Genomic DNA, 9,957 nt, shown 5'->3' with positions numbered 1-9,957 from the left:
TAAACCTCTTTTAGTCTCACGAGAACCTTATTAATCGATAAAGAACTGCCTTACTTGGTTGAATAAATCTTTATTAGTCTAGTGGCTATCCCTCCGTGTGAATTAGACACTTCATAGGTACTGTGCCACCACTTTCACTGATATGAAGATAAGTTATACAGTAACTAGTTTCATTATTGTTTTCCTTATCAACGTTTCAATAGAAGTAAGTCCTCCACGTTATCAGCTTACAACGTTGAATTATATCTATTATAGAATGAACTTAGGTGCTTCCTGTAAGCCTGTTAGCGTTCATACGCCTGTAACGTATCATGGATTTTCATATTAGCGAGTCTTACTCACCCACAGCTAACCTCACAATTTGGTGATATACACATTTCTATGTATAGCAGGTATAGACCCGTACATTCAGAAGTTTGTCAGCTTAACCATTTATTTTAGGTTTATTCGCATTCTCACCATATTCATTCAACTCAAGCACCATGAATTACACCACTCCATCGAGTAGGCTTTCGTCAGCCGAACTGATACGGTAATTTCTCACGCCTTTTCACCGAGCTTATAACACTATCATTCTTACTAAATCAAGTGCTATTCGACTAAGAGAGAACCCTTCCGAGCGTTACCTCATCATTTGATTCTTCGATATAACCCTTCAGTTCCGAAAGGAACTGCCTAACCTTTACCGGAGTAATGTAACCATCCTCCATTTAACTAGGAACATTTCGCACCACTAATCTGCCTCGTTTGTGACACAAGAATAGAGCTATTCATTTATTTATAAACAAAACACTCTCCATCTAGAGAGTGTTTTGTTTATTAGCTATTTCATATGATAAATTAATTATTTTCAACTTTGTAGATCTTATTCCAAGCTGACATAGCAAAAACTGCAATAGCTTCCCCAATGCCATAAAGACCTTTAATTAAAAGTTCCATAAATATTATCAACTCCTTTACTATAATTTCCTACATTAGATAAAAAAAGGCAACTATGACCTCCGAAAAAAAATCACATTATTTTACATATACGTATTACTTACAGTTTAGTTCCTATAAATTTCTACTATTTCACTATACTGCCCCGATTGTGACATAACAAAGGGCTACCCTTATATTTAAGAAAAAGCCCCATATTATTTAAGTGTAACTCTTCACAAAGTCGTTTTTTCTAAGGACTGTTAGATTGTCTATTTACTCACAAAAGAAACATAGAAACAAGGTCATTAATTCCTATTGCATTAATGACCTGTTTTTCACATCTTTAGTCATACTCTCATTTATTAGTACCATGAATATCTTTTTTTATAGAAAAGTAAAAAATCTCCTTTGTATTATAAAATCGTTACATGAAAGTTCTTTTAATAATTTAGAAACTAATTTAATTCCTACTCCTTCCTTGAAATACAAACTATCAATAACCATATCTTCTATATATGCTCTGAAGTTCCCATCTGATACTCCTCTTGCTAAGCCAATCAAAGATTCATCCTGCCAAGCACCGACGGTCAGTACTTTATTTAATTTATCCTCTTTATCTTGAAACACGTTCTCTTCCAACAAACCCGAATTCTTATATAGTTTAATAACATCTTCGAAATCAATTGCTCTTTCATTACATGTCATTATTTTCATAATTACATTACTCCCACAACTATTATTGGATTAAACACATTAATTAGTATTTATCAACAACTGCCCCAATGCTAGTTGCCTTCACATAAGATTGATTCTCTAATTTAAGTAAAGCTTCCTTTGTTCCAGTTACAACAACTCCAATAATCAATCCATCTTTTTGTTGTAATTTTAATAGATCATAATCGGCTTTATTAATCTTCTTTAAACGGTTTAGGAAATCTGCCTCGCTATTTATTTTTGATGAACTCATTGATTTACCTACCTCTGAAGATGGTTCATAAATTCCATACATAAATTTATCGCCCTCTGGATAATCTCGTTCGTCAGCTTCATTTGAATAATCATTAACCCAATACCATGTAGGGTTAATCTCATCAGGTAACATATTTTTAACTTCATTCATCGTATAGCTTTTATCAAATGAAATCCCTAATTCAATATATTTATCATTAGGATATTCCTTAAGTTTTGACAAGTCATCTGAATAAGACTTATAAGTAAACTGAGGTACGTAGAACCCCATGGACTTTTCTCCACTAGGTATATTAATTTTAGTAGTATCATTAATAATTGTGCTGTAGGATGAAGATGTCATTGTTTCAAAACCCTTTAACCCAAAATGTGCTTCTTGTGTCTCCCATGGGATTATTTTATCTTCTACAACTTTAAAAACTTCTCGCTTAACAGTTCCCTTCATAAATCCAGTTTCAACCGTTTCTGTTCTCACAATGGTATTAGGCGCTTTCATAATTGCATCTTCCTTAATTAATTGAGCTGCTGTTTCATCCCCAATTTTGTTTATCCAAAACGAATTAGCTTTAACAACACAAACTGAAATTAAAATAAACATGATAGCTGATACAATAATTGACCTGAGAAGAGTATTCCGTTTCGCTTTCTTTATAGTTCTATCAAGTGATATATCATCAAATATATTATTCAATTCTTCGTCATTTGGTTTTTTCATTCTCTTTCCTCCTATAAAGCTCTTTAAATTTCGCTCTTGCACGGGCTAAATTTGTTTTAACACCATCTGGCTTCATTCCCAGATATTCTGCTATTTGTTGATACGACCATTGCATATCATATTTTAGAAGTAACAACTGTTTAAATTTAATTGGTAGCTCTTCTAATATCTCTCTTATTTGATTTTTGTCGTCTTTTGAAATTAATAAATCCTCTGTTAACTTAGTACTTGATACTAGGTTTTCATCCAACGCTTGATATGTAAACTTTTTACTTTTACGGCAGTAATCAAGATATAAATTTATTGCTACTTTAAAAACAAAAGCTCTATATTTATCAGTAGCTATTGATTCAATATGTATCATTGATTTATAAATTGCATCTTGTACAATATCTTTTGCTGTTTCTGAATCAGCACCTTGTTTTTTCAAATAAAAATATATATCATTCATTACTTTTAGCATTTGGTCATTAGTAAACCGACTCTTCAACTACTTTCCTCCTTTCGTCCTATATAACGTAGAAAGAGCAGAAATGTATACAAGTTTTTTTAAATTTTTTTTACACACTAAAAAACGATTCTTCAATGTAAAAGAATCGTTTTTCCTATATATTAGTTTTAAGTTTATAATTCTCAGTTTGTTCTTCACAATGTTTGTTAACTTACTACTTAACATTATAGTATAATTCTTGTTCTGTAGCTCTCATTTTATATACTATCTTATTTCGCTAAACTGCCCTGTTAGCACCAGAGCAAGTAAAAAGTATTAATCCTTCCTGGATTAATATTGAGGTTGTGACTCAAAAAGAATTCTCTTTATTTATTACTCATGAATCATTTTAATTGTTTAAAATGGGTTGTAAATTGTGCAAAATCCGTAAATAAGCTGGAACAACACCTAAAATTCCTTAAGGAGAACCTATTCCATCAGCAAAAAATTCATTAATATATTCATTCAATTCTTCCTTAATCTCTTCAAAAGACTCGTCAAGCAGTTCACCAATAACCTTGCTACCAGGAATTTTTTTTGAAACTGGCATTCCCCAAAAAAAACGTTCGCATTCCCAAATTCTAATGGTATGTAAACCTATTAGTTCCTCATTTTTTTCAGCAATTCCTATTGAAATTGTGGACCTGTATCCAGGTATAAAGGGGTCGTTGCCCTCTTTATCGAATCCAGCGTCAAACTCTAAAGATTTCGAGGCAAAAACAGATTTATATTCACTTAACACACTATCGATATAGTCTTTTAATGTACATTCAGTATTTTTAATCTGACCTCTTAGTTCTTCAGTGAAATCCGTTTCTTGAAATTTCATATAAAATCACTTCTTTCAAAGGTAATAACTTAAATATTCGTTCGATCATTAAAAAAACCTTCTTGATCAAAACTGCCCTCATTGTTACATATGAAAAGGACCTTCCTAGTTAGCTAAGGAAAGCCACGGGTAGTTTAATTATGGAAGTTAAATTGCAATCAAAAAATCCAAATCCAATATAATTTTTCTAACACCTTTGATAGGAAATTCTTTCACCTATAAGATAGATCATTAGTTGAAAAACAACTGTTGAATCCTTCTTTTTCTCTATCTGAAAGGAAATCCCACTTTTTTGATACTATCCATTCCAATAGTTTTTCGATTTTCTCATCCTGATTTTTGAACTGATTCAGAAATTCAAAGGCTGCTACTAACTCGTCACTATTAATCTTCCGCTTTTTACTTAAAATCGTTCTTACTCGTTTATATACAACATCGATAGCTGTTTCATCCCCATGATCTTTAATAGCTAATAGAGCATAATATTTTACAGAAAATGAACGATCGCCTAAGGCCTCTATGTAAAGGGGAAGGAATGCGGAACCACCCAATTTATCAATAGCACAAAGAGCAGCACGTCTTACTTCCCCTTTTTCATTTTTAAATAAAGGAAGAATGTCTGGAATAGCTTTAGTAGCACCCATCATACTTAGAGAACCAATGGCATAACAAAGGTCATACTCATCTTTTGAATTCCTTATGACTTTTATTAATGCATCTTCTGCGTCTGAATTTTTACATCTTCCCAATGCGTTAATAGCCGAATGTCTGACTGACCCTCTTACATCAGATACACATTTAATGATTGGATAACAGTCTGGTATAACTTCTTGTTCTTCTATTCTTTCTAGTATCGTATCGAGTGTATATTTATTTGTTTCTAATCCAATCCTTTGTAAAAGAATCTCGACAACTCGCTTATCACCTGTATTCTCTCCAATTTTCCCTAGCATAAAATAGATATTCCTTTTAATGGATTCTTTTTTACTTTTTTCTAGCAGGTCACTTAGAAAGGATATATAAGAAGTATCTGTCAACGACCTTGCTTTTTGGTATGCATTCCAAGATGGAGATCCTTTACTAGAATAAGTTCCATCCATTTCATTATAAATAGTGTTAGCTCCATTCATATCATTAATTATATTCAGCAGTTCTATCTCGTTCACCATCAAAACACCTGCTCACAGTTAGTTTTTAGTTCTATTATATAATGAACTTGCAATAAACTCCCTGTAGTTCTAAAACTTAAAGAGAATTAAATAAAAAAAGCACTAAGCCTTAATTTGATTTAATTAACTAAGATTCTTTCATCTTGAAATAATTGATTTTTATCCAAGCTTATTCAACTAAACTGCCACGTTTCTTCCATAAGCTAGTTATCATTTGCAGGCATGCTGCCCTTTTATAATCTTAAAATCATCAAATTACAATTGTTACGTATATATTCATTCTATTTAACAAAGCATAATTAAAAAACCTAGGAGTTAACCATCTATGTTTAGAAGACAAAGGCTAACAGAAATTATATTGATTACCGTTATTGGTGCAATAGTATCCATTTTAAACACTCTATGGCTAAGATCTTCACTCTTAAAAGAGATAGAAAAAATCGCAAAGATAAATGAACTTAATATATTGAGAAAATCAGGAAAAGTGACGGACATAGCCACCAAGAAGAGTAATTAGTAATTAAAACAAAAAACCCTTAACTACCTAATTTAACCTTTAGTTAAGGGTTTTTCCAATTTATTACTTTTGCAAAATCCTTCTTTCACTAAACTGTCCCGTTAATGGTAGTTTTTAAATCTCTCATTAGGAAGTTGAGAGTTTGAACGGGATGAGGCTATCTATAATTATTCGTTGGAATTCTGATTATAAGGTTTTTGAGATATAATTATTATATATGAACTAGTAAAGGTGGTTTTCTAATGAGTATTTCAACAAATATTGTTGTACAAAAAATAACTACAGAAATAATAGACAAAAAATCCAGTTTAGCAGTACAACGATACACCACAGATTTGAATCATTATTCAATGGAAGTTGATAAGGAACTCAAAAAGTGGAGAGAAAACCTAATTGATATTTTTGCAAAATCTATCTCAGATGATTTAGAAATGACCTATCAACATTTAACACATTGGGGTAATGAAGGCGTAAAATTGTTAATAAAATTAAATTTACCACTAGATGTAGGTGTAGAGGAAGTTAGATTCTATCGTAATGAAATTGGAGAAATTATAAAAAATGAAGCTATCCAAAATCATATGTCTCTTTCTGAGTTCTACAAATTAATTTCTAATTTTGATTCGGTTGTTGATCGAGCTGTACATTTACTAAGTTTATCCTATTCTGAAAGTTATCTTTCACGAATAAAGGCAGCTGAAATAACAGCAATGGAGTTATCTATACCGGTCATTCAAATTACAGAAAATATAGGAGTTCTACCATTAATAGGAGATATTGATACCCAAAGGGCTCAGGAACTTATGGAGAAGGCTTTAGAATCTGTTTCTAAGTTAGGGTTATCTCATGTTTTTATTGATTTATCAGGGGTTCCTATAATTGATACAATGGTAGCAAATCATCTATTTAGAGTAATAGATGCATTAAATTTAGTAGGTGTAAAAACAATACTTTCGGGAATACGTCCAGAAATCGCCCAAACGATGATGCAATTAGGGATTAAAACGCAGGATCTAACTACATTTTCAAGTTTGCATAAAGCAATAAAGTATATCAATATCAATCCATAATATTTGGTATATAGAGTTAAGGTTTAGTATAAAAGAATTAATGAAGTTAAAATTAGTCTCCCATAAACTAATCTAAGTCTGGTGTAATTTCATACATGAAATGATTCCGACTTTTTTATTTAAAGATGCTTAAATTTATCATACATACTGGCCTAATCAGTAAGCTTATTCCTACTTAATATTCATATCTTAATAATCGGGATTATGTTATCCTTGAATTACTCCAAAATAATATTACATACAGCCATACTTCACTTTCTGTATAAATCAAATATTATTTTTTTGAATACCATTTAGGATGATGCCATATTGTATTCGGTCAGAAAGTTATATATAGGAGCAGAATCCACTTTGTTTTTTTTGACTATGAAAACGGCTTGTTAGAAGTCCAAAATCCAAGAACTAAAGCGATAATCCTTATTAAATATGAGGATATAATTATTCGAATAAAATAATGCCGTCTTTGACGGTTTTTTTATTGGCCCCTTATAGGAATTAATGAACCTAACCTACTCAATCTCTGGAAATTCTATAGGAATTTTAAATGTAAGTATCCAGAGAAGGAGTAAAAGAACGAGTTATCTTATATGGTTCTTTTAACTATCAATCATGGATAACTTTGTGAAATAATGAACTTAAACTATCCTGCCCTGTTTCTCCCATAAGAGTTTTTTGTTTTCTTTTCTTGATATTCAAAAAGTAAGTCTCAACGGACAAAACTCTTTAACTAAACCTCGATGATCACCTTTTATATATTTTTAGGATATTTGAAATTTAATTAATTTTTCTAAAAATATTGACACATGTGTTACACGTGTAATAAAATACTTACATATGAAAGAAGAATATTCTAAAGAAATATTATTGAAGTCTCTTGAAGCCATGGCCAATCCACACAGATTAAAAATTATTGCAATTTTAGCAACAGGAAGACAATATGTGAGTGAACTAGCTCGTAATTTAGAAATTAGCAGGCCTTTACTTTACTTACATTTGCAAAAATTAGAGGAGGTTAATTTAGTTAAAAGTAATTTAGAAATTTCAACATCAGGTAAGGCGTTAAAGTTTTATGAATTAAGTTCTTTTCAAATTCAGTTAGATAAAAATGTAATTTATAAACTATTTCAACAAGAATTGAAAGATAATTTAAAAGGAGATTTTTAACTTGACGAATGTAACTACTTATTTAGGTCTATTTTCATTAATGCAAATTTTTCTTCCAATTATTTTAATTCTAATTGTTCTTTTTTTCATTGTAAAAACTGTTAAAAAATATGAAAAAAGAGCTGATGAAAGATTAAGGTTAGAAAAGCAACACATTGAAAGTAACCAGAAACAATTAGACGAAATTCATCAAAAAATAGATAATATTGAAAAAATGTTAAAAGACATTGAATGAATTAAAAAAATCTCTTTAAAAATAAAGAGATTTTTTTTTATTTATTAGTAACTATAGTCAGTACTATATGAATCTTTTCCAACAAAAAGTTTAATCCAACAAGTGCTGCTTGTTGCGCCGTTAAAGGCAACCCATGTGAAATCAAGTTTAGCAGATGCTTTTCCGTTTAGATTTTCTGTTTTTCTTGTAATCTTAAGGTTGTCGTAAGAAGCTGTACCGCCTATTCCTACAATTTTATAGTCATATACTCGTGAAATATAGTCATTACCACCTTGCACAATGGTGAAATCAGCATAAAAATGTGCATTAGCTATTCCAGTATATACATATGCTTTAGCTTTTTTGAAATTTTTATAACCACTTCCACTTGTAACAGTTCCTGGACTAACTGCAAATGTTGAAAAACCACCAGTAGTTGGAGCCTTTTCTGTAAATTCTACAATAGTTGGTTCTAATGTTGTTACTGCAATAGAACCATCTTTAAAAGTGGATATTGTTTCAACTCCATTTTCTTCTGTTGTTTTTTCAACAGTATTAACTGGTTCTTGACCTTGTTTAATAGAATCCCATACTTCTCCATTCTTTAATTTTGTAATCAATTGGTCTTGAGTTGTCTCATCTACATTATAACTAGTTAAAAATTCTTTTAGGGATGCTATATCTTCAGCAGTTATTTGCTGAGATTGTTCCACTACATTATTTGAGGTTGGGCTATCTAACTCACTAGCAAAACTTGTGGTAGCTCCCAACCCAAGAGAAAGCGCTAAAACTGGAATAGTTAAACCTGTAATGAATTTCTTCAAAATGATACCCACCTTTTTTGTAATTTTTTAAATTTTCCCAAATAACAATTTGATTATATACCCATACAAGTTATAAATCTACTAATTTTGTATAAAAATGTTATTTTTTTTAAAAAAAGGTAAAGAAAAACATTATCGATTGATAGAATTTTATTAAATTAACGTTAAATAATTACTAAAACTGAATAAAAAAGTGCCAATAACTAGAAAGACAAAAGAAGAGTAATACCATTTTAGGTATACTCTCCTTTTTTGATATAAACTACCAATCTATTAACGATTGTACGCTTATTTTTAAAAATAACCTCCAAATATGAAGGTTATCCTTATCTAGTATTCTTATTAAAAATCTTCAACTTTTATTAGAGAATGCCGGAAATGCGGTATTAATCCTTATTAGATCAAAGCCCTCGATATTTCACAACTATTTTCTTTTTCCGTATATTTCACTTACGAATTGTTCCTTATAGTCGGTGTATTCATCAATTCCACCATCTTTTTCTTTTACAAACTCAATTTTTATCCTTTTGTATTGTTCACGTGCTGTTTGGTTGGCATTTAAGTAATCCCTAAAGAAGATTAAATTTTTCCAGAGGTCTTTATTATATTCAACTAAATGAATAAAGTGGGTCTTTTCTTCGTAGGATTCATCAGTAAACTTTGCAAGTACGATTTCGTTTGGACGTTGTACTTGAAGTTTTAAAAATCCAGCTTTCTTTAGTCCTTGAAAAATAGTTTTTTCAACATTTTCAATATCATCTACACCCACAACTAAATCCAATATTGGTTTTGCAACCATATCCTTAATAGCTGTGCTTCCTATATGTTCAATTTGTTTTTCCTGAATAGGGGTTGAATTTAGAATATCCTGTTTCACCCTATGAAACTCTTTTTCCCATTCTACGGTATGTGTTTCTAATCTTAACTCATCACGTTTTAGTCCTAGTTTCATTTTAACCACCTCATTCTAAGGGTAACTTAAATGATTCGGCACTGTTACTTAAAATCCTTCTTCCATTAAACTTCCACTCTAATTCCATAAGTAAGGAACAAGCTAATTTCTTTTAACTTATCC

11 protein-coding genes are annotated in these 9,957 nt (G+C 30.7%); 4 read left to right on the top strand and 7 right to left on the bottom strand.

Going from position 1 to position 9,957, the window contains the following annotated elements; translation table 11 throughout:
* Nucleotides 1-1,305 precede the first annotated feature (1,305 nt).
* The 5 genes from EM808_RS13780 to EM808_RS13760 form a co-directional block, all read right to left on the bottom strand.
* Nucleotides 1,306-1,635: a GNAT family N-acetyltransferase gene (locus EM808_RS13780; protein WP_127738756.1), complete on the bottom strand. Its 330-nt coding sequence runs from the start codon at nucleotides 1,633-1,635 to the stop codon at nucleotides 1,306-1,308.
* A gap of 43 nt (nucleotides 1,636-1,678) precedes the next feature.
* The gene (locus tag EM808_RS13775) at nucleotides 1,679-2,605 is read right to left on the bottom strand and encodes an anti sigma factor C-terminal domain-containing protein (protein WP_127738755.1); all 927 of its coding nucleotides are present in this window, start codon (nucleotides 2,603-2,605) and stop codon (nucleotides 1,679-1,681) included.
* The gene (locus EM808_RS13770; RefSeq protein ID WP_127738754.1) at nucleotides 2,589-3,095 is read right to left on the bottom strand and encodes an RNA polymerase sigma factor; all 507 of its coding nucleotides are present in this window, start codon (nucleotides 3,093-3,095) and stop codon (nucleotides 2,589-2,591) included. Before EM808_RS13770 ends, EM808_RS13775 begins: the two co-directional genes overlap by 17 nt.
* Nucleotides 3,096-3,513: 418 nt before the next feature.
* Complete coding sequence (locus EM808_RS13765) at nucleotides 3,514-3,924, bottom strand: hypothetical protein (RefSeq protein ID WP_127738753.1); 411 nt, start codon at nucleotides 3,922-3,924, stop codon at nucleotides 3,514-3,516.
* A gap of 212 nt (nucleotides 3,925-4,136) precedes the next feature.
* Nucleotides 4,137-5,090: a HEAT repeat domain-containing protein gene (locus tag EM808_RS13760; RefSeq protein ID WP_164849663.1), complete on the bottom strand. Its 954-nt coding sequence runs from the start codon at nucleotides 5,088-5,090 to the stop codon at nucleotides 4,137-4,139.
* A gap of 328 nt (nucleotides 5,091-5,418) precedes the next feature.
* Here EM808_RS13760 and EM808_RS13755 point away from each other — a divergent pair, with 328 nt between their 5' ends.
* The 4 genes from EM808_RS13755 (at nucleotide 5,419) to EM808_RS13740 (ending at nucleotide 8,079) form a co-directional block, all read left to right on the top strand.
* The gene (locus tag EM808_RS13755) at nucleotides 5,419-5,610 is read left to right on the top strand and encodes a hypothetical protein (RefSeq protein WP_127738751.1); all 192 of its coding nucleotides are present in this window, start codon (nucleotides 5,419-5,421) and stop codon (nucleotides 5,608-5,610) included.
* Between the two features lie 242 nt (nucleotides 5,611-5,852).
* Complete coding sequence (locus tag EM808_RS13750) at nucleotides 5,853-6,680, top strand: STAS domain-containing protein (RefSeq protein ID WP_127738750.1); 828 nt, start codon at nucleotides 5,853-5,855, stop codon at nucleotides 6,678-6,680.
* Nucleotides 6,681-7,514: 834 nt separating this feature from the next.
* Nucleotides 7,515-7,844, top strand: coding sequence for an ArsR/SmtB family transcription factor (locus tag EM808_RS13745; protein WP_127738749.1), 330 nt, complete (start codon nucleotides 7,515-7,517; stop codon nucleotides 7,842-7,844).
* Nucleotide 7,845: 1 nt separating this feature from the next.
* On the top strand, nucleotides 7,846-8,079 hold the full coding sequence (locus EM808_RS13740; RefSeq protein ID WP_127738748.1) for a hypothetical protein: 234 nt from the start codon (nucleotides 7,846-7,848) through the stop codon (nucleotides 8,077-8,079).
* Between the two features lie 44 nt (nucleotides 8,080-8,123).
* Here EM808_RS13740 and EM808_RS13735 read toward each other — a convergent pair whose 3' ends face one another.
* Together EM808_RS13735 and EM808_RS13730 are read right to left on the bottom strand one after the other, a co-directional pair.
* Nucleotides 8,124-8,882: a DUF5626 family protein gene (locus EM808_RS13735; RefSeq protein WP_127738747.1), complete on the bottom strand. Its 759-nt coding sequence runs from the start codon at nucleotides 8,880-8,882 to the stop codon at nucleotides 8,124-8,126.
* Between the two features lie 424 nt (nucleotides 8,883-9,306).
* Nucleotides 9,307-9,834, bottom strand: coding sequence for a GrpB family protein (locus EM808_RS13730; protein WP_127738746.1), 528 nt, complete (start codon nucleotides 9,832-9,834; stop codon nucleotides 9,307-9,309).
* Nucleotides 9,835-9,957 lie beyond the last annotated feature (123 nt).

Origin of the sequence: Niallia taxi (genome assembly GCF_004005475.1) — a bacterium.
GTDB classification, from domain to species: Bacteria; Bacillota; Bacilli; order Bacillales; family Cytobacillaceae; genus Niallia; species Niallia taxi.
Note: the sequence above shows the minus strand (reverse complement) of the source record. Positions and strands in the feature narration are given on the sequence as shown.

What these genes read in the sequence shown, in the direction of transcription:
- EM808_RS13730 (WP_127738746.1), bottom strand. Translation starts at nt 9,834, where the DNA reads ATGAAACTAGGACTAAAACGTGATGAGTTAAGATTAGAAACACATACC.
- EM808_RS13750 (WP_127738750.1), top strand. Translation starts at nt 5,853, where the DNA reads ATGAGTATTTCAACAAATATTGTTGTACAAAAAATAACTACAGAAATA.
- EM808_RS13775 (WP_127738755.1), bottom strand. Translation starts at nt 2,605, where the DNA reads ATGAAAAAACCAAATGACGAAGAATTGAATAATATATTTGATGATATA.
- EM808_RS13745 (WP_127738749.1), top strand. Translation starts at nt 7,515, where the DNA reads ATGAAAGAAGAATATTCTAAAGAAATATTATTGAAGTCTCTTGAAGCC.
- EM808_RS13765 (WP_127738753.1), bottom strand. Translation starts at nt 3,924, where the DNA reads ATGAAATTTCAAGAAACGGATTTCACTGAAGAACTAAGAGGTCAGATT.
- EM808_RS13755 (WP_127738751.1), top strand. Translation starts at nt 5,419, where the DNA reads ATGTTTAGAAGACAAAGGCTAACAGAAATTATATTGATTACCGTTATT.
- EM808_RS13780 (WP_127738756.1), bottom strand. Translation starts at nt 1,635, where the DNA reads ATGAAAATAATGACATGTAATGAAAGAGCAATTGATTTCGAAGATGTT.